We start from the raw sequence: 19627 nt of genomic DNA on the forward strand, positions 1-19627 counted from the left end.
GCGGATTGCCCGCGCTGCGCCTGTTGGCATGACACTCTCCCCTGAATTCGGACCGACACGTGAAAGTCAGGACATCGGGCCGATCCTCGCGGCCCGGTGAAACGGAAGCGGCCCGCTTCCGCCTCACGCACAAGGAAGGATCAAGCCTCCTTGTTTTCCTTGATGTTCCAGGCCAGAACCGTCTCGGCGCCCTTGCCGCCCTTGTCGGTCTGCTCCCAGTACTGCTGCTTCACCTTCGCAGCCTGGAAGGAGTACTGCACGAACACGGCATCCGATCCCTGTTCGGCCGTGTACTGCACCGACGTCACCAGCACTTCTTCGAGCGTGACTCGCGTGTATTCGATCTGCGAACCACCGGCCTTGCACACCGACACTTCCACCTTGCTCAGGTGCTTGCCGCTCGCGCAGTTCTTCATGACGGACGGTGCCGCCTTGTCGATGCGCGCCAGAACCTGCAGGTCGTTGAAGCTGGCCTTGCCGACGCCGCCACCACCGCCACTGACCATGTTGCCGGGCTGCGTTGCGCCCCATGCAAACGACTTGATATCCGTCCACTCCTTGTGGTTCGAGTCCTTCGATTCGCCGTTCGCGCCTTCGACGCGCATGAACATGTCTACTGCCATGATTGATCGTTCCCTGGTTGTGGCGCCCCCTCCGGGCGCCTTGAACATTTGCCGCCATTGCGGCGGGGCAATATTGAAATCCGGTTGTGGCAACACGGTTGTCGTGCGCCTCCGGGGCTGGGTGAATGCGATGTTCGGATCTGACTGTGACAAATCGATTGAATTCGGATGAATTCCTTTCCTCTTCGAGTCATTTCTCACAATTCATTTTTCGAGCACCGGAAACATGAAGACCAAAGGAGTTAATCAAAATTAGCCAAGGCCCAGACTCTGAGAACCAAACAATTCATCGACCTCGTTTTTTCGCCGAATGCAAAAAGGGCCCGCCATCGACACGATGGCGGGCCCTTTGATTTGCAGGCATCGAAAGCAGCTACGAAGCCTCCTGCGCCTCGCTCAACCACTTCGCGGCCAGCACAGGCACGAGCTCCGCCGCCCTGCCCTGCAGGAAGGTGAAGCCCCGCGGCACCTCTTCCATGTCGAGCGCGACGAGCACCTTCTGCGCACTGCGGTCTGCATATCGCACGAGCGATGCCGCCGGATAGACGCTGAGCGAAGTTCCCACCACCAGCACGCGCGCCGCGGTGGCCACATGCTCCTCGGCCTCCTCGAAGTGCTGCACTGCCTCGCCGAACCACACGATGTCGGGCCGCAGCTGCGTGCCGTCTTCACAGAGCTGCCCCATCGCAATGGGGTTGCCATCGATGCGGTAGCGCTTCGGCTCGGGCTCCGACGTGCCCCGCGCATAGGCGAGTTGCCCGTGCAGGTGCACCACGTTGCGCGAGCCGGCGCGCTCGTGCAGCGCATCGACGTTCTGCGTGACGATCACGACCTCGTATGCAGCCTCGAGCAACGCGATGGCGATGTGCGCGGCGTTCGGCTGTGCCTGCCACGCCTTCTCCCGCCGCTCGTTGTAGAAGGCCTGAACGGCTTCGGGGTGTCGCTGCCAGCCGTCCGGGCTTGCGAGCTCCTGCCACGAATAGCTGTTCTACAAGCCCTTGGCGTCGCGGAACGTGGGCAGGCCGCTTTCGGCGCTCACGCCGGAGCCCGAGAGCACGACGATCTTGTTCGGCTGAGTTTCGATATTCATTCTCCCAAGATAGTCTGAATCGAAAAGTTCTAACAGCTCATACGAGCAATTCAAGGGTGGGATTTTTTGCGCAATTGAAAACAATCGCTTCGCTATATTCGCAGGGGTCAGTACTCGCCATCTGCCGCGATGCCGACGAATCCAATCAATAGCAAAGGAGGACTGGATCCATGAAATACCCCCAACACCGACACCGTGCACAGCAAGCCGTGAGAGTAATCGCTGCCGTTGTGCTGACTATCGCCGCCGGCAGCACGTTCGCTGCGGAGCAGCTCAAGAAGCCTAGTGCCGCCGAATGCAAGAAGCTTGCGCCGTCGGCTAAGGACATCGGTGGCGACACCAATTTTTCTCGCGCGGTGGCCGACAAAAAGATCGATCTCGTGAAGAAGATGCTGGCCTGCGGCGCCAACATCAATCTGAAGACAGACGAAGGCTGGTATCCCATTCACACTGCCGCCTACGACGGCTCCGCAGAGCTGATCGACCTGCTAGCGAAGCAAGGTGCCGACATCAACGCCAAGGGTGACTTCCAGGGCTGGACGCCCTTGCACATGGCAGTGGAAGGCCGGAACCTCATTGGCGTCAGGACGTTGCTGGCACTAGGCGCGAGACGTGACGCGAAGGACGCCAGCGGCAAGACCGCTTACGAGACTGCAACGAGCAGCAGCGACAGAAAGGACATCGCCGCACTGCTCAAGTAAGCGGACAGGCGAAACGGCGGGAGACGCAGGCGCGCTCAAGGATTCGAAGCTTGGTTCTCGGGAGCAAACCCGGTACCGTCTGCATCCACAGATATTGCCTCATTCCTTCAGGAGCCCGCATGGCGTCTTCGTCACTCGCAACACACCCGCACTACGACCGCCTCATCGCAGCCGCACGCGGCCTTCCTCCATTGCGTGTTGCGGTGGTGCATCCGGCCAACGCGGTGTCGCTCGAAGCGGCGCTTGCCTCAGCAGCGCTGGGCCTCATCGCGCCGACGCTGGTCGGCCCGCGCGCGAAGATCGAAGCCGCCGCGCACGAGATCGGCATCGATCTCTCCGGCATCGCCATCGTCGATGCGCCTCACAGCCACGCCGCGGCCGATGCCACAGTCGCGATGGCCCTGCGCGGCGAGGTCGACGCATTGATGAAGGGCAGCCTGCACACCGACGAGCTCATGGGCGCCGTCGTGCGTCGCGAAGGCGGCCTGCGCACATCGCGCCGCATCAGCCACTGCTTCGTGATGGACATCCCCGGCCACGCGCAGCCGCTGATCATTTCCGACGCAGCCATCAACATCGCGCCCACGCTCGAGGAGAAGGTCGACATCGTGCAGAACGCCATCGACCTCGCGCATGCGCTGCTGATGCCCGCCGTGCGCGTGGCGGTGCTCTCGGCAACGGAGACGGTCAACGCCAAGGTGCCTTCCACGCTCGATGCAGCCGTGCTCTGCAAGATGGCTGACCGTGGCCAGATCACCGGCGCGGTGCTTGACGGCCCCTTGGCAATGGACAACGCCATCGACGCCGAGGCCGCGCGCATCAAGGGCATCAACTCGCCGGTGGCGGGCCGCGCCAACGTGCTCATCGTGCCCGATCTCGACGCGGGCAACATGCTCGCGAAGAGCCTGACTTTCCTCGGCGGCGCCTATGCGGCAGGCATCGTCCTGGGCACGAAGGTGCCGGTGATCCTCACGAGCCGGGCCGACTCGGAATCGGCACGGCTCGCCTCATGCGCCGTGGCCTCCATGCTCGCGAAGGCCGGGCGCGACAAGCTCATCAAGGCGGTGGGCTGATACCGCAGGGCCTTCAATCGCCGAAGGCGGTCAGTCCCAGGGCTCTGCTTGCCGCGCTTTTTAGAACGCCGCACACCGTATCGAACGCGGCAAGCGCCTGCCGATTGGCGATGAAACTGCGAGTCGCCCGGCAGCCAGGCCGAGGGAAATCAGCTTTCCTTGTTTTCCTTGATGTTCCAGGCCAGAACCGTCTCGGCGCCCTTGCCGCCCTTGTCGGTCTGTTCCCAGTACTGCTGCTTCACCTTCGCAGCCTGGAAGGCGTACTGCACGAACACGGCATCCGAGCCCTGCTCCGCCGTGTACTGCACCGACGTCACCAACACTTCTTCGAGCGTGACTCGCGTGTATTCGATCTGCGAGCCCCCCGCCTTGCACACCGACACTTCGACCTTGCTCAGGTGCTTGCCGCTGGCGCAATTCTTCAGCACCGAAGGCGCCGCCTTGTCGATGCGCGCCAGAACCTGCAGGTCGTTGAAGCTGGCCTTGCCGACGCCGCCGCCACCACCGCTGACCATGTTGCCGGGCTGCGTTGCACCCCAAGCGAACGACTTGATGTCCGACCACTCCTTGTGGTTCGAGTCCTTCGATTCGCCGTTCGCGCCTTCGACGCGCATGAACATGTCTACTGCCATGATTGATCTCTCCCTGGGTTGCGGCGCCCCCGCGGGCACCTTGAACATCTGCCGCCGCCACTGCGAAGTGGATTCACCTTCGCGAACCGGCCAGCCGAGGCCCAACGATAGTCAAGCGGCGGCGAGTTCACCAGAGTCTTTAGTCATTGGAAAAAAGCATTAGTACGGCGGCCGCCCCGTCCGACGCACGAACGAAAAAAGCCCGCCGTCGATGCGACGGCGGGCCTTTCGCTTCAATTGAAGCTGTCCGCGCGGACTACCGTGCGCCAGCCACGATCGCGATGCCCCGGATCTGACCTGCGGCAGCCGCACGCTCCGGCTTCGGATAGCGCGACGGCGAGAAGCGGTGCAGCAGCTCCGCCTCCTGCAGCTTCGCGGCCTCGAAGTTCGCGAGCTTGACGTGGCCGAAGCCGCGGATCGACAGCGGCAGCGCCGCGATACGCGCGGCCGTCGCCTGGTTGCCGGCCGAAAGCTCACCCGACATGGATTCGAGCAGTCCATCGAAATGCGCGATCAGCTCGCGCTCCATGCGCCGCTCGCCGGTACGCCCGAACGGATCGAAGGCCGTGCCGCGCAGCCGCTTGCCATGCGCCAGCCAGCGCATCGCAGGCAGCATCCAGCTTCCGATGCGGATCTTGGCGGGCGCCTTCCCGTGTGCGCCACGCGAAAGCACCGGCGGCGCCATGTGGAATTCGAGCTTCAGGTCGCCCTCGAACTGATCGTTGAGCTTCTGCAGGAACGCGCCGTCGGTGTAGAGCCGCGCCACCTCGTATTCGTCCTTGTAGCTCATGAGCTTGAGCAGGCTGCGCGCCGCATTCCGCGTGAACGGCAGGCTCGCGTCACCGCCCTGCAGTGCCGCCTCGCGCGCACGCAGGCTGCGGATGCGCGTCTCGAAGCGATCCGCCCAAGCAGCGTTCTGGTAGCCCGTCAGGTGACGGCGCGCATCGGCGATCAGCACGTCGAGCGGACGTTCGTCAGCGGAAGAAGCTTGAGCATCGACAGGCGCGGCGCGCAGCGCGTCGAGCGCCTCGGGGTTGCCGGCCGCAAGCCGCCCCAGCGAGAAGGCCGACTGGTTCGCGGCAACCGCCACGCCGTTGAGTTCGATGGCATGCATCAGCGCTTCCAGGCTCAGTGGCACAAGTCCGCGCTGCCACGCGTAGCCGGCCGCAACGATGTTCGCGGCCAGCGTGTCGCCCAGGAACTCCTCGGCCAGGCTCTGCGCGTCGAAGGTCTCGACCTGCTCGTCGCCGGCCACGAAGCGCATCTTCTCCAGCAGCAGGTCGACATGCAGGTCCGCATCGGGGTTGCGCAGCGCCTCGGCCACCGGAATCTCGTGAATGTTCGCGAGCACGCGCGTACGCCCGTGCCGCACGGTCTGCAGCGCGTCGGCCGATGCGCCCACCACCACGTCGCAGGCGAGGATCGCGTCGGCCTGCTGGGTGTCGATGCGCACCTGGTGCAGCCGCTCGCGCGAATCGGCCAGCCGCACGAAGCTCAGCACCGAGCCGCCCTTCTGCGCGAAGCCCATGAAGTCGAGCACGCTCGCGGCCTTGCCCTCGAGGTGCGCGGCCATGGCGATCACCGCGCCCACCGTCACCACGCCGGTACCGCCCACGCCGGTCACAAGCAGGTCGTAGGGGGCGGCCCAGGCGTGCTCCGCCGGGTACGGCAACGCGGCCACGCGATGCAGGAAGGCATCGCGCCCCGCCGCCAGCGCGCCGCTCTTGCGGCGCAGCTTGCCGCCCGTCACGCCCACGAAGCTGGGGCAGAAGCCCTTGGCACAGGAGTAGTCCTTGTTGCAGCTGGTCTGGTCGATCTTGCGCTTGCGGCCCATCGGTGTTTCGTGCGGCAGCACGGCCACGCAGTTGCTCTGCACGGTGCAGTCGCCGCAGCCCTCGCACACGGCCTCGTTGATGAAGAGGCGCTTGGGTGGATCGGCCAACTCGCCCTTCTTGCGGCGGCGGCGCTTCTCGGCCGCGCAGGTCTGCTCGTAGATGAGCACCGTCACGCCCGCCATCTCGCGCAGGCGGCGCTGCACGTCGTCGAGCGCGGCACGGTCGTGGAACTCGGTGCCGTGCGGAAAGCGGTTCCGGATGTCGTCGTACTTGCCGATCGCATCGCTCACCACCACCACCTTGCTCACGCCTTCGGACTCCACCTGCCGAGCGATGGCGTCCACGCTGATGACGCCGTCGACGGGCTGCCCGCCCGTCATCGCCACCGCGTCGTTGAACAGGATCTTGTAGGTGAGCGTCGCCTTGGCCGCCACGGCCTGGCGGATCGCGAGGTAACCCGAGTGGTAGTAGGTGCCGTCGCCCAGGTTCTGGAAGACGTGCGGCGTCTTCGTGAACATGGCGTGCGAGATCCAGTCGACGCCTTCGCCGCCCATCTGAATGAGGCCCGCGGTGCTGCGGTCCATCCAGTTCGCCATGAAGTGGCAGCCGATGCCCGCGCGCGCGGTCGAGCCCTCGGGCACCTTGGTGCTGGTGTTGTGCGGGCAGCCGGCGCAAAAGTACGGCAGGCGCTTCACGGCATCGCTCGCGTTGGCCAGCAGCTCGGGCGGCGTGAAGTCGCGCACGTGCTGCAGGTGGTCGCCCAGGTCGTGGTTGTCGGGGAAGTGAACGGCCAGCCAGTGGGCGACCAGCTCGATGAGCCGCGAGGGCCGCAGCTCGCCCAGCGCTGACACCAGCGGCTGTCCCTCGCGGTCATGCTTGCCGACGAGCACGGGGCGCGCATCGGCAGGCGCGTTGTAGAAGATGTCGCGCAGCTGCGTCTCGACGACCGCGCCCTTCTCCTCGACGATGAGGATCTCTTCCAGCCCCTGTGCGAAGGCCTTGATGCGCGTCTGCTCCACCGGAAAACTAAGGCCGATCTTGTAGAGCCGCACGCCGGCGCGCGCCAGCTGCTCCGGCGAAAGCTCGAGCCGGCGCAGCACTTCCATCAGGTCGTGATGCGCCTTGCCGCAGGTGACGATACCGACCTTGGCGTGATCGCTCACGATCACGTGACGGTCGATGCTGTTGCGCCTGGTGAACGCGGCCACGGCCGCGAGCTTGTCTTCGAGCCGCGACTCGATGCGCAGCGAAGGCAGGTCGGGCCAGCGGTAATGCAGGCCGTCAGGCGGCGCACGATGACCGGTGGCGGCGCTCACCGCCTCGGCGTCTTCCCAGGCATCGACGCGGGTGTTGATCGCGTCCAGGTCGACGGTGCCCGCGCTCTCCACCACTTCGGACAGCGCCGCCATGCCGACCCATGCGCCCGAGTAGCGCGAGAGCTCGTAGCCGTACAGGCCGAACTCCAGGTACTCGGCCACGCTCGAGGGCTGCATGATGGGCATGCGCCACGCCATGAAGGCGTGGTCGCTCTGGTGCGGCATCGACGACGACACGCAGCCGTGGTCGTCTCCCGCCACCACCAGCACGCCGCCGTGCGGCGACGAACCATACGCATTGCCGTGCTTGAGCGCGTCGCCCGCGCGGTCCACGCCGGGGCCCTTGCCGTACCACATGGAGAACACGCCATCGACGGTGCGCTCGGGGTCCGATTCCACGCGCTGGGTGCCCAGCACCTGCGTGGCGGCCAGTTCCTCGTTGACGGCCGGCACGAAGCGGATGCCCGTCTCCTTGAAGCGCGCGCCGGCCTTCCAGATCGCCTGGTCGACCATGCCCAGCGGCGAGCCGCGATAGCCGCTGACGAAACCCTGCGTGTGCAGGCCGCGTTGCGCATCGCGCCGGCCCTGCATCACGAGCACGCGAATCAGCGCCTGCGTGCCGGTCAGGAAAACCGAGCCGGATTCGGCCCAGATGTTGTCGGAGAGTTGGTAGCCGGGCCGTCTTATCGCGGTGGCATTGAGTGGGGCATTCATGCCCGGAATTGTTCTGCCGCCCTCCGGGGAAGTGCTTCCTCAATACGCTAGGGCAGACCCTTGTTTCGAGAAAAATCCTCTTCAATCAATCGGAAAAACACGATTTTATTTTCCGATTGTCGAAATTCCGAGAAAACAAGCGCCGCCAATCTCAGTCCTGCCTGCGCATCGCGAAGAAGCCGCCCGCCACCAGGATGAACGCCCCGATGATCACCTTCTGCCAGGTGCTGGGCACGCCGGCCAGGATCAGCACGTTGTTGATCAGCGTGACCAGCACCACGCCCAGCAGCGTGCCGCCCACGGTGCCGCTGCCGCCGGTGATGCGCGCGCCGCCGAGGATCACGGCAGCGATCACGTCCAGCTCGTTGCCCACCAGGTCGAAGGGGTTCGCCAGCCGCGTGCTCGACACGTGCACGATGCCCGCCAGCCCCGAGAGAAAGCCCGCATACGCGAACACGAAGACGTGCACCGTGCGCAGGTTGTAGCCCAGCCGCTCCGCGATCGCGAGGCTGCCGCCGATGGCGTACACCGCGCGGCCGATCAGCGTGCGGTTCAGCAGCCACCAGGTCAGCGCCGCCGCGAAGACCAGCACCAGCACGGTGGCGGGCAGCACCACGTGCAGGCCCTGCGGGGTGTCGAAGCGCCACAGCGCCAGCTTGCCGAAGGCGTCCATCGGCGCGGGCACGTTCATGAAGAACACGGTGCCCACGAAGGTCAGCAGGATGCCCCGGTACAGGTACTGCGTGCCGATGGTCACGATCAGCGACGGCGCCTTCAGCCAATGCACCAGCAGCCCGTTGAGCACGCCCAGCAGCGCGCCGCTCGCCGCGCCGGCGATCAGCAGCAGCGCGATGGGGGCTTCGGGAAAGTAGTTCAGCACCAGCTTGGTGATGCTGTACATGGTGAGCGCCGCAATGGCCGCGAACGACACGTCGATGCCGCCGGCGGCCAGCACGATCAGCACGCCCAGCGCGAACAGGCCCAGCACCGTGCAGGCGCGCACGATGTCGAAAAGCACCGGCAGCTGGAAGAAGCTCGGGTTGATGGCACCCACCGCCAGGCTCGCCAGCACGATCAGCGCGAGCGTGAAGACCGAGGGACGCTGCGCGAGCCAGCCGCGCAGCGAGAACCGCGCCTTTGGCGGGAGCGGAGCCGATGCCGGCGTGGCCGGCGCTGGAGGCGCTTGCATGGTGGAAGCCGTCATGAGAATGCGGGGGAAGGTGTGTCGGAAACCAGTGCGTGGTAGAGGTCGCTCTCGGCGAGCCCCTGCGCTTCGAAGTCGTTGGCGATGCGGCCCTTGCGCATCAGCAGGATGCGGTCGCAGTTCTGCAGCAGTTCCTGCAGGTCGTCGCTCACCAGGATCACGCCCAGCCCCTGCTCGGCCAGCCGCTGCACGATGCGGTAGATGGTGTCCTTCGAGCCCACGTCCACGCCCACGGTGGGGCCGTGCAATATCAGCACGCGCGGCCCGATGGCCAGCCAGCGCCCGATGAGCACGCGCTGCTGGTTGCCGCCCGAGAGCGACTGCACCGGCCTGTCGACGTCCGGCGTGGCGATCTGCAGCTCGCCCACGGTGCGCTCGGCCAGCGCCTGGCACTGCCGCATGTCGAGCGCGCCGAAGCGCCCGCGCAGGCGGTTCAGCACCGCCGTGACGATGTTGTCGCGGATCGGCTTGTCGAGGAACAGGCCCTCGCTCAGGCGGTCTTCCGGCACGTAGCCGATGCCCTGTCGGATGCCGTCGGTGGGCGTCTTCAGCACGATCTGCCGGCCGTCGAGCAGCACACGGCCGCGGTCGGCGCCCTGCACGCCGGCCAGCGCCAGCGCGAGCTCGTTGCGGCCGGAGTCGAGCAGCCCGGTCACGCCGAGGATCTCGCCCTTGCGCAACGCGAAGCTCACGTCGCTGAACTGCGCGCCGCGGCCCAGCGATTCCACCTTCAGCAGTTCGTCGCCGCCGTGCGTGCCGTGGCGGTAGCGCTCGCCGTCGAGGTGCTTGCCGGTCATCCAGCGCGCGATCTGCGCCTTGGTGAAGTCGCGGATCGGCCCCTGCGCGACCTTCGTGCCGTCGCGGAACACGATGGCCTGGCCGCCCATGGCCATGCACTCGTCGAGCTTGTGGCTCACGAACAGCACGGCCACGCCCTGCTCGCGCAGCACTTCGACCACGTGCACGAGGTTGTCCACCTCCTTCTGCGTGAGCGAGGTGGTGGGTTCGTCCATGATGACCATGCGCGCGCGGGTGGCCACCGCGCGCGCGATGGCCACGAGCTGCCGCGTGGCGATGGGCATCTCGTCCACGCGCCGCGCGAGGAAGGCCGCGTCGGTCGGCAGCTTCACCGCCTGCAGCGCCCGCGTGGCGGTGGCCGCGACGGCTTTGCGGTCGAAGCGCCGTGCCAGCCGGCCGCCGGTGGCAACGAGCTGCTCGCTGAGCGCCACGTTCTCGGCCACGCTCATGTTCGGCAGCAGCGACAGGTCCTGGTAGACCGTCTCGATGCCCAGCGTGAGCGCCTGCAGCGGCGACAGCGACTCGTACGGCTGCCCGTCGATCACGATGCGCCCCTGGCTCGGCGGCTGCGCGCCCGAGATGATCTTGATCAGCGTGCTCTTGCCGCAGCCGTTCTCGCCGAGCAGGTGGTAGATCTCGCCGGCCTCGATGACGAGGTCGATGCCGCGCAGCGCGTGCACGCCCGCGAAGCGCTTGTGCACGTCCTGCACCTCGAGGAAGACCCGGCGCCCGGCCGTGCTCTCGGAGCTTGCCGGGCTTGCTTGCGTGGAAGGCGCGGTAAGAGTCATGGCCGGCGGAAGCTCAGAACGAGTACTTCTTGTAGTTCTGCTTGTCGACCTCGACCCAGGCCTGGCCCGTGACGATGATGCCGACGCCCGGGCCCTTCTTGACCGAGACCTTGTTGTAGCCCGGCACGCCCATGTCGGTGCCGTCGGTGATGGTCTTGCCGTCGAGCAGCATCTTGGCCGCCTTGTTCATGACGATGCCGGCGTCCTTCGGGTCCCAGAAGGCGATGCCGCCGACCGCGCCCGACTCGAGGAACTTGGCCGCCTCGCTCGGCAGGCCCGTGCCGAAGACGCAGATCTTGCCCTGCAGGCCGGCCTCTTCCACCGCGCGGCCGATGCCCAGCACGTCGAGCGACGACGAGCCCTGGAAGCCCTTGAGGTCCGGGTGCTTGCGCAGCATCTCCTTGGCCTTGCCGTAGGCCTTCTCGGCGTCGTTGAGCGACTCGTTCTTGGCGTCGACCAGCTGCATCTTGGGGTACTTCTTCGCGTTGGCCGCGCCGCCGTCGGCCCACTGCACCTGCGACTGGCTGCCCAGCGAGCCGACCAGCGAGGTCCACTTGCCCTGCTGGCCCATGCAGGCGGCCAGGCGCTCGTTGATGCGCGCGCCGTAGGCCGTGTTGTCGAAGGCCTCGATGTCGACCATGGTGTTCTTCTGGTTGTCGGCCTCGTGCGTGACGACCTTGATGCCGCGCTCCATCGCGCGCTTGAGCACCGGCTCCAGCGTGGGCGGGTCCATCGACACCACCGCGATCGCATCGACCTTCTTGGCCACCAGGTCTTCCACCAGGCGCTGCTGCTGGGCGGCGTCCGACTGGGCCGGGCCGATCTGGCGCGTGGCCACGCCCGGCGTGCTGCTGCCGAACTCCTTCACGCCCACTTCCATGCGGTTGAACCAGCTGATGCCGGTAATCTTCACCACGGTGACGATGTCCTGCGGCTTGCCCTGCGCATGCAGCGCCGAGGCGAAGGCCACGGTGCCGAGTGCCAGCACGGTGCAGGCGATCTTGGTTTTCTTCAGCATGTTCGTTTGTCTCCTAGCCCTCGGTGGTTCTCTGCGTCGCGCCAGGAGGGGGCTGATGCGGCGGTGCGCTGGTGCGCGAAACGGAGATGAAGCTGCGCAGGTCGGACAGGCTGAAGCGCGCCGATGCCAGGAAGAACAGCAGCAGCAGTCCCCAGGCGCAGTCGCGGAAGAAGTTGGAAATGCCCAGCAGGTTGAAGGTGCTCGACAGCAGCTGCAGCGCCACGGCCGAGAAGAACAGGCACACCATGCGCCCGTAGCCGCCCTGCGGCCGCACGCCCGCCATCACGGTGATGAGGATGGCGATGAGCAGGTAGGAGTTGCCGTAGTCCGACTTCACGCTGGCCGTGCGGCCCGCGATGATCACGCCCGCCACCGCCGCCAGCACGCCGCACAGCGCATAGGTGGCGATCAGCATGCGGCCCTGCGGAATGCCCGCGTAGCGCGCCGCCTTTGCGTTCGTGCCGAGCAGGAAGAGCCGGATGCCGAACGGGCTCTGCTTGAGCAGCCAGCCCACGGCCAGCAGCATCGCCACGAAGATCGCGAACGGAATGGGCACGCCCAGCACGTTCTCGTTGCCGATGGCCGAGAGCGGCTCCGCGTTGCCCACGCGCAGGCTGGAGCCGCCGGTGAGCACCACGGCCAGGCCGGTGTAGAGCAGCTGCGTGCCCAGCGTGCAGAGAATCGGCGTGAGCCCGGCGCGCGCGATCAGCACGCCGTTGAGCAGCCCGCCCGCCAACCCCGTCGCCAGCGCGATGGCGGCGAAAGACCCGGTGTAGAGCCACGGCGAGGCATCGGCATCCACCAGCATCGGCGCCAGCGTGGCAGCCACCACGCCCGAGAGATTGGCCAGCGCCACGCCCGAGAGGTCGATGCCGCCGTTGCCGGAGATCATCGACAGCGCCACGCCCATGGCCAGCAGGCCGAGCTCGGGCAGCTGGCCGCCCATCGACTGGAAGTTGTAGACGTCGAGGAAATCGCCCTTCGAGAGCACCGTGGCGACCACGAGGATCGCGACATTGATGCCGACCAGGAAGTTGAGCTCGCGGTCTGAAAACCTGAATTTCACGGAAGGCTCCTTTGCGGCTCGCGATTCAGGCCGCGGCCCGGCCCAGCAGCGCATCGACTTCGGCGCGCGTGGGCATCGACGGCGCGGTGCCCGCGCGCGTGACTGAAATGGCGGCCACGGCCGAGCCGAAGCGCGCGGCTTCCAGCGGCGACGCGCCCTCTGCCAGCGCGGCCGCGAAGCCGCCGTTGAAGGCATCGCCCGCGCCGGCCGTTTCCTTCACCGCGCCGGCATGGAACACGGGCAGGTGCACCGATTCGTTCGCGCTGTGCAGCAGCGCGCCCTTCTCGCCGAGCGTGATGAGCGCGCAGCCCACGCCCTTGGAAAGGAAGAAGTCGCCCGCGCGGCGCGCGTCGTCGACGGTCTCGACGGCGATGCCGCTGAGCGCCGCCGCCTCGTGCTCGTTGGGCGTGATGTAGTCGCACAGCGCATATACCGCGTCGTCGAAGGGCAGCGCGGGCGCGGGGTTGAACACCGTCACCGTGCCGGCAGCGCGCGCAAGCTCCAGGCCGCGCTGCGCGGCGCCGGCCGGCTGCTCCAGTTGCGTGACGAACACGCGCGCGCCGCGGATGGCGTCGGCGGCCGCATCGACGTCAGCCGAATCGATGAGCGCCGCCGCACCGGGCACCACGATGATCGCGTTGTCGCCCGTGACCTCGTGCACGTAGATGAAGGCCGCGCCGGTCGGCTGCGTCGCCACCTGCGGCACGCGCGGCGTGATGCCTTCCTGCGCCCACAGTGCCAGCGCATTGGCGCCGAAGGAGTCCTGCCCGAGCTTGGAGATGAAGGTCACCCGGGCGCCGGCGCGCGCCGCCGCAACCGACTGGTTCGAGCCCTTGCCGCCGGGCCCCATGGCGAAGCCGGAGCCGGCGATGGTCTGGCCCACGCCCGGGAGGTCGGCCGCGCGGAAGGCAAGATCTGCCACGAAGATGCCGAGCACGGCCACGCCGTGCTGTTGTTGCTGCTGATGCGGGGAAACGGCGGCCATGGCGATCAGGCCTCGGGGGCGAGCACGCCCTTCTTGAACACGAAGCAGCCGTAGAAGCGGCGCTCGCCGGTGGCGATCACGCAGTAGGCGCGGCGCGCGGCCTCGTAGAAGGCGAAGCGCTCGATGGAGCCCATCGGCCGCGCGCGCCCTTCGGCCACGTCGATCTCGCGCTGCATCTCCTGCTGCACGGGCGGAATCTCGGTGGGCGCACCCATGATCTCCATGCGCCTCGCCGGATCGTCCACCGCGTTGTCCAGCGGCAGCACCGAAAGAATGGCGCGCGCCGCCTCGGTGGTGCCCACGCCGTCGATGCGCAGCAGCCGGCCCAGCGAAGTCTGGCGGGCGACCGAGTCGGCCGGGAAATTGGCGTCGCACAGCACCAGCTCGTCGCCATGGCCCATGGCGCGCAGGGCGTAGAGCACGTCGGCATTGAGCAGCGGGTGGATGGACTTCAGCATGCGGTCTGTCTCCTCGAAATGAACGGCGTCGCGGTTGCGATCCTATGTAAAGAAAACGTTTGCGCAAACGTTTTCTATTTGGGGATTTCCCTTGTTTTCGATGTTGCGAACAACGGCTACGCGTTCATTCGCCATAGGGAATCCAGATGTTCTTGACCTGCGTGGCATGGCGCAGGAATGCAGCACCCTCGGCCGAAGCCGCGTCGTGCCAGTCGGTGGCAAGGCCGTGGTCGACCAGCGTGCGCTTGAGGTTGCCGACCGACAGCCGCTCGGCTTCGCGCGAGAGTTCCTTCGCGCCGAAGACCCAGAGCGCATCGACGTCGTCGTGCTCCGCCAGCGTGCGCGCGAGGCTCGCGGCCGGACCTGTCACGAGGTTGACGACGCCCGCCGGCAGGTCGGAGGTTTCGAGCACCTGGTAGAAGTCGGTGGCGACCAGCGCGTGCTTCTCGCCCGGCACGATCACCGTGCGGTTGCCCATGGCGAGCAGCGGTGCGAGCAGGCTCACGAAGGACAGCAGCGGCGCCTCGTCGGGGCACACCACACCCACCACGCCGATCGCCTCGACCGTGGCCAGCGCCACGCCGCGCAGCGGCGGCACATGCACAGTGCCCTCGTACTTGTCGGCCCATGCGCCGTAGGCGAACAGGCGGCTCACAGATGCATCGACCTCGGCCTGCGCGGCTTTCGCGGCAACGCCGGTCAGGCTCGCAATGCGCGCGGCGAACTCCCCGGCACGCGCCGAGAGGTTTTCCGCGAGGTAGTAGAGCGCCTGCGCACGGCGGTGCGGCGTCGCGCTCGACCAGCCCGCGGCCGAGCGCGCGGCGGCGACGGCGTTGCGGATGTCCTTGCGGTTGCCCACGCCCACTTCGCCGGCGCGCTGACCGTTGGCAGCAAACACAGGACGCGAGAGCTCACCGTCGGGCCGCACCTGCTTGCCGCCGATGAAGAGCTTGGCGGTGCGGTCGATGGCAGGCAGCGCAAGCGGAGACTCGCTCCTCGTGTCCGCAGCTTCGTTGGCCGCGACAGCCGCGCCGGCCAAGCGCGGCTTGCGCTGCGCCCACGCACGCGGCTTCAGGTACTCGTAGCAGCCTTCTCTCCCGCCCTCTCGCCCATAGCCCGATTCGCGATAGCCGCCGAAGCCCACGCCCGCGTCGAACAGGTTGGTCGCGTTGACCCACACCACGCCCGCCTGCAACTGCGGCGCGACGCCCAGCGCGAGGCCGATGGTCTCGCTCCACACGCTGGCGGCGAGGCCGTAGCGCGTGTTGTTGGCCAGTGCGACGGCTTCGTCGGGCGTGCGGAAGGTCATCGTCACCAGCACGGGGCCGAAGATTTCCTCGGTGGCCACGGTGGACGCCGGCTGCACGCCCGTCAGCAGCGTCGGCGGGAAGAAGCTGCCGCCCGGCGGCAGTTCGCCCGGCGCCTGGTAGCAGCTCGCGCCCTCGCGCACGCCGGTGGCGACCAGCGAGCGCACGCGTTCGAGCTGCGTGGCGTCGATCAGGCTGCCCATGTCGATCGCCTTGTCCAGCGGCGAGCCCACGCGCAGGGTCTGCATGCGGCGCTTGAGCCGCGCGATGAAGTCTTCGGCGATGCCTTCCTGCAGCAGCAGCCGAGAACCGGCGCAGCACACCTGGCCCTGGTTGAACCAGATGGCATCGACCACGCCTTCCACGGCAGCATCGATGTCCGCATCGTCGAACACGATGAAGGGCGACTTGCCGCCCAGCTCCAGCGTCAGCGACTTGCCCGTGCCCGCCGTGGCAGCGCGGATGAGCCGCCCCACTTCGGTCGAGCCGGTGAAGGCGATCTTGTCCACGCCCTCGTGCGCGACCAGCGCCGCGCCCGTGGCGCCGTCGCCCGTCACCACATTGAGCACGCCGCGCGGCAGGCCGGCCTGCGCCGCAAGCTCGGCGAAGAGCAAGGCGCTCAGCGGCGTGAACTCGGCGGGCTTGAGCACCACGGTGTTGCCCAGCGCGAGTGCGGGCGCGATCTTCCACGCGAGCATCAGCAGCGGGAAATTCCACGGAATGATCTGGCCGACCACGCCCAACGGCACCTGGTCGGCGAACTCGCGCTCCTGCAGTTGCGCCCAGCCGGCGTGGTGATAGAAGTGGCGCGCGGCCAGCGGCACGTCGAGGTCGCGCGTCTCGCGGATCGGCTTGCCGTTGTCGAGCGCCTCGACCACTGCGAGCAGGCGCGCATGGCGCTGGACCATTCGCGCCAGCGCATACAGATGGCGCGCGCGGCCGTGGCCGCCCAGCGCGAACCAGCCGGGCTGCGCGGCGCGCGCCGCAGCCACCGCGGCGTCCACGTCTTTCGCGGAGCCTTGCGCGACGCGGGCCAGGCGCTGGCCGGTGGCCGGCTCGGCCGTGTCGAAATGCGCGCCCTCCGATGCTGGCGTGAAGCGCCCGTCGATGAAGTGGCCGAAGCCTTCGGCATGGCGCGCGAGCCATTCGCGCGCGTCGGTGTCGCTCTCGGGCGCGGGGCCGTAGTCCATGGTGTCGAAGTAGCGCGCGACGTTGCTGTTGCTGCTGTTGTTGTTGCTCATCGGGCTGCTCATCCGATCGGGTGGCGGTTGTAGGCCGAGTAGCGGCCGGTGACGTGGTGCTCCAACTGGCGCTCGATGTCGGCCAGCAGCGTGGAAGCGCCGATGCGGAACAGGTCGGGCTCGAGCCAGTCGCGGCCCAGCTCTTCCTTCATGAGCACCTGGTAGTCGAGCGCCGTCTTCGCGGTGGAGACGCCGCCCGCGGGCTTGTAGCCCACGCGGAAACCGGTGCGGGCCTCGTACTGCCGGATCATCCGCAGCATCGCGAGCGTGACCAGCGGCGTGGCGTTCACGCCCTCCTTGCCGGTGGAGGTCTTGATGAAATCGGCGCCGGCCATCATGCAGACCATCGAGGCCTTCGCGACGTTGCGCAGCGTCTTGAGTTCGCCCGTCGCGAGGATCGCCTTCACATGCGCATCGCCTGCCGCGCGGCGGAAGTCGAGCATCTCGTCGTAGAGCTTCTTCCACTGGCCCGCCAGCACGTGCTCGCGGGTGATGACGATGTCGATCTCGGAAGCGCCATCGCGCACCGAGGCCTCGATCTCCTTGAGCTTGAGCTCGTGCGGAATCAACCCCGCCGGAAAGCCCGTGGACACCGCCGCCACCGGAATGCCGGTGCCGGCCAGCGCCTCGACCGCCGTCGAGACGAAGCGGTGATACACGCACACCGCGCCGGTGTGCAGCTTGCGGTCGACGAAGCCCAACGCGGCCAGCAGGTCGGGGCGAACCGGCATCACGGCCTTGGCGCAGAGCCGCTTCACGCGCTCGGCGGTGTCGTCGCCGCTGAGCGTGGTGAGGTCGATGCAGGTGATGGCCTTGAGCAGCCAGCCGGCCTGGGCGTCCTTCTTGACCGACCGGCGCCCGGGCAGCGTGGCCACGCGGCGCTCGGCGGCGGAGAGGTTGAAGCGGATGCCGTCGATCCAGCCGGTGTCGAAGGGCTGGGCGGTGTTGCGAGAAGCGGCGATGTGCGTCTGCGCGGGCGTCGACGTCATCGGTGCTGTTGCTGCTGCTGCGGCCGAGGCCGGCGCAGCCGGGCGCGAGCGCACCGCGCCGCTGGGGCGAACGAGGGAAGTGGAAGTCATGGATGGGCGGGCGCCGTGGCGCGCGAGGGCCGCGACTGCGGCGGGCAGGCAAGGGGCATGTCTTTTGTCTCCGGGCTGCGTCGTCTGGCGGCGCGGCCTTGATGTCGTTCGTGTTGGCACAAATGTTATTACAACAACATTTATCTGCGCAATATGTTTTTCAAACAACATTGAAACGGCATGCGATGCCCGATACTCCGTCACGTGGACCTGAGGAGACCGAACATGCGAAGAACCGCCGGAGCCGAGGCCCGGGCCGTGCGCCTGGCCAGGATGCAGGAACTCGTCGAGGCCGGCGGCCCGTTGCCGATCAAGCAGGCGGCGCAGCAGCTCGACGTGACGGAAATGACCATCCGCCGCGACCTGTCGTCGGCCGAATCGCCCCTCTCCGCCCTCGGGGGCTACGTGCTCGCGACCACGCTGCCGGGCGCCGAGCGCTACTCGCTCGACGAGGCCAGCGACCAGCACGCGGCCAACAAGCGCCTGGCCTGCGAACGCGCCGCCGGACTGGTGCAGCCGCACGACAGCCTGTTCATCGACTGCGGCACCACCATGGTCCATTTCGCCGAGGCGCTGCCGCCCGAGATGCCGCTGAGCGTGGTGTGTTACTCCACGAACATTGCCTCGGTGCTCAGCCGCCGCCCGAACACGCAGCTGATGCTGCTGGGCGGGCTGTACCACCCCTCCTCGGCCACCTTCTTCTCGGACGAAGGCCTGCAGTACCTCAGCAGGCTGGGCGTGAACAAGGCCTTCATCTCGGCGGGCGGTGTCGACCTGGAGCGCGGTGCGAGCTGCTCCAACTTCCATGAGGTGCCGGTGAAGCAGGCAGCCATCCGCAGCGCGTCGCAAAGCTTCCTGGTGATCGACGAGAGCAAGCTGGGCACGCTGCGTCCCGCGTTCTTCAGCCCGCTCGACGCCTTCGCGCGCATCGTGGTCGGCGGCTCGCCCGAGGCCTCGCTGAAGAAGCAGTTCAAGGACCTGCCGCTGGAATTCGCGCGCGCCTCCGACGCGTAGAAGAAGCGTGCGGCGGCGGCCGGGGCGCGACATTGCGCCGCCGCATCGATCAAGGAGAATCGCGGCGATGGCGCGGACCGGCACCCGGTCGGCGCACCCCACCCACTACCCGCGATCCCGCGGCCCCGCGATGAACACCGGCACCGTTTCCCTCGACGAGCACTGCCTCAAGATCCTCTCCGCGCTGCAGCACGACGGCCGCCAGACCGTGCAGCAGATCTCCGAGGCCGTCGGCCTGTCGCCCACGCCCTGCTGGAAGCGCATCAAGGACATGGAGGCCGCCGGCGTCATCCGCGGCTACACCACGCTGGTCGACCCCGAGCTGGTCGGCCTGCACGTCTCGGCCGTGGCCGAGGTGAACCTCGACCGCCACAGCGAGACGATGGTGCAGCGCTTCGAGGAGGCCGTGGCCGCGAGCCCGCAGATCATCCGCTGCGTGTCGGCCACAGGCCCCGCCGACTACATCCTCAATGTGACCGTGCCCGACATGAAGCACTACGAGCGCTTCCTGCACGAGGTGCTGTTCAGCCTGCCCGGCGTGACGCACGTGCGCTCGAGCATCGTGCTGCGCGAGATCAAGTCCGAGACCGCGCTGCCGCTGGACCACCTGCTGCCGGGCACGCCGCGCGCAACGGGCTCGCGGCGCGGCTAGGCCCGCATCGACGACAACGACAACGAGAACAAC

General features: G+C 67.4%; 15 protein-coding genes and 1 pseudogene. 4 read left to right on the top strand and 12 right to left on the bottom strand.

What is annotated here, in order from left to right; genetic code table 11:
• Positions 1-140 precede the first annotated feature (140 nt).
• A complete protein-coding gene (locus SFB74_RS22830) occupies positions 141-623 on the bottom strand; it encodes an Hcp family type VI secretion system effector (protein WP_093200216.1) in 483 nt (160 codons plus the stop codon).
• Positions 624-996: 373 nt separating this feature from the next.
• Positions 997-1542 (bottom strand): annotated as a pseudogene (locus SFB74_RS22835) (SIR2 family NAD-dependent protein deacylase); the annotation flags it as partial.
• 341 nt (positions 1543-1883) lie between these two features.
• On the opposite strand from SFB74_RS22835, the gene SFB74_RS22840 reads away from it, so the two are divergent.
• Entirely contained in the window at positions 1884-2414 is a 531-nt protein-coding gene (locus SFB74_RS22840; protein WP_432726564.1) for an ankyrin repeat domain-containing protein, read from the top strand.
• Between the two features lie 119 nt (positions 2415-2533).
• Positions 2534-3487: a phosphate acetyltransferase gene (locus tag SFB74_RS22845; RefSeq protein WP_432726565.1), complete on the top strand. Its 954-nt coding sequence runs from the start codon at positions 2534-2536 to the stop codon at positions 3485-3487.
• Positions 3488-3636: 149 nt separating this feature from the next.
• On the opposite strand, the gene SFB74_RS22850 is transcribed toward SFB74_RS22845, so the two are convergent.
• From SFB74_RS22850 to deoC, 10 genes are all read right to left on the bottom strand, one after another.
• A complete protein-coding gene (locus SFB74_RS22850) occupies positions 3637-4119 on the bottom strand; it encodes an Hcp family type VI secretion system effector (protein ID WP_432726566.1) in 483 nt (160 codons plus the stop codon).
• Positions 4120-4375: 256 nt separating this feature from the next.
• On the bottom strand, positions 4376-7984 hold the full coding sequence (locus SFB74_RS22855; RefSeq protein ID WP_432726568.1) for an indolepyruvate ferredoxin oxidoreductase family protein: 3609 nt from the start codon (positions 7982-7984) through the stop codon (positions 4376-4378).
• 151 nt (positions 7985-8135) lie between these two features.
• The gene (locus SFB74_RS22860; RefSeq protein WP_432726569.1) at positions 8136-9188 is read right to left on the bottom strand and encodes an ABC transporter permease; all 1053 of its coding nucleotides are present in this window, start codon (positions 9186-9188) and stop codon (positions 8136-8138) included.
• Positions 9185-10774 (bottom strand): sugar ABC transporter ATP-binding protein, encoded by a 1590-nt coding sequence (locus tag SFB74_RS22865; RefSeq protein ID WP_432726571.1) that lies wholly within the window; start codon positions 10772-10774, stop codon positions 9185-9187. Before SFB74_RS22865 ends, SFB74_RS22860 begins: the two co-directional genes overlap by 4 nt.
• Before the next feature lie 13 nt (positions 10775-10787).
• Entirely contained in the window at positions 10788-11792 is a 1005-nt protein-coding gene (locus SFB74_RS22870; RefSeq protein ID WP_093305307.1) for a substrate-binding domain-containing protein, read from the bottom strand.
• Positions 11793-11805: 13 nt separating this feature from the next.
• Positions 11806-12858, bottom strand: a complete 1053-nt coding sequence (locus tag SFB74_RS22875; RefSeq protein ID WP_432726572.1) for an ABC transporter permease — start codon at positions 12856-12858, stop codon at positions 11806-11808.
• A gap of 25 nt (positions 12859-12883) precedes the next feature.
• Positions 12884-13843 carry a ribokinase gene (locus tag SFB74_RS22880; protein ID WP_432726573.1) on the bottom strand — a complete coding sequence of 320 codons (960 nt, stop codon included), beginning with the start codon at positions 13841-13843 and terminating at the stop codon, positions 12884-12886.
• 5 nt (positions 13844-13848) lie between these two features.
• Complete coding sequence (locus tag SFB74_RS22885; RefSeq protein WP_432726574.1) at positions 13849-14301, bottom strand: RbsD/FucU family protein; 453 nt, start codon at positions 14299-14301, stop codon at positions 13849-13851.
• A 124-nt stretch (positions 14302-14425) separates the two neighbouring features.
• Positions 14426-16849 carry an aldehyde dehydrogenase family protein gene (locus SFB74_RS22890; protein ID WP_432726575.1) on the bottom strand — a complete coding sequence of 808 codons (2424 nt, stop codon included), beginning with the start codon at positions 16847-16849 and terminating at the stop codon, positions 14426-14428.
• 8 nt (positions 16850-16857) lie between these two features.
• The gene (deoC, locus tag SFB74_RS22895; protein WP_432731983.1) at positions 16858-17838 is read right to left on the bottom strand and encodes a deoxyribose-phosphate aldolase; all 981 of its coding nucleotides are present in this window, start codon (positions 17836-17838) and stop codon (positions 16858-16860) included.
• A 315-nt stretch (positions 17839-18153) separates the two neighbouring features.
• Between deoC and SFB74_RS22900 the strand changes: the two genes are divergently transcribed.
• Together SFB74_RS22900 and SFB74_RS22905 are read left to right on the top strand one after the other, a co-directional pair.
• A complete protein-coding gene (locus tag SFB74_RS22900) occupies positions 18154-18942 on the top strand; it encodes a DeoR/GlpR family DNA-binding transcription regulator (RefSeq protein WP_093200195.1) in 789 nt (262 codons plus the stop codon).
• A gap of 130 nt (positions 18943-19072) precedes the next feature.
• Positions 19073-19594: an Lrp/AsnC family transcriptional regulator gene (locus SFB74_RS22905; protein WP_432726576.1), complete on the top strand. Its 522-nt coding sequence runs from the start codon at positions 19073-19075 to the stop codon at positions 19592-19594.
• Positions 19595-19627: the final 33 nt, after the last annotated feature.

It is taken from the genome of Variovorax xiamenensis (genome assembly GCF_050916385.1).
Classification (GTDB): domain Bacteria; phylum Pseudomonadota; class Gammaproteobacteria; order Burkholderiales; family Burkholderiaceae_C; genus Variovorax.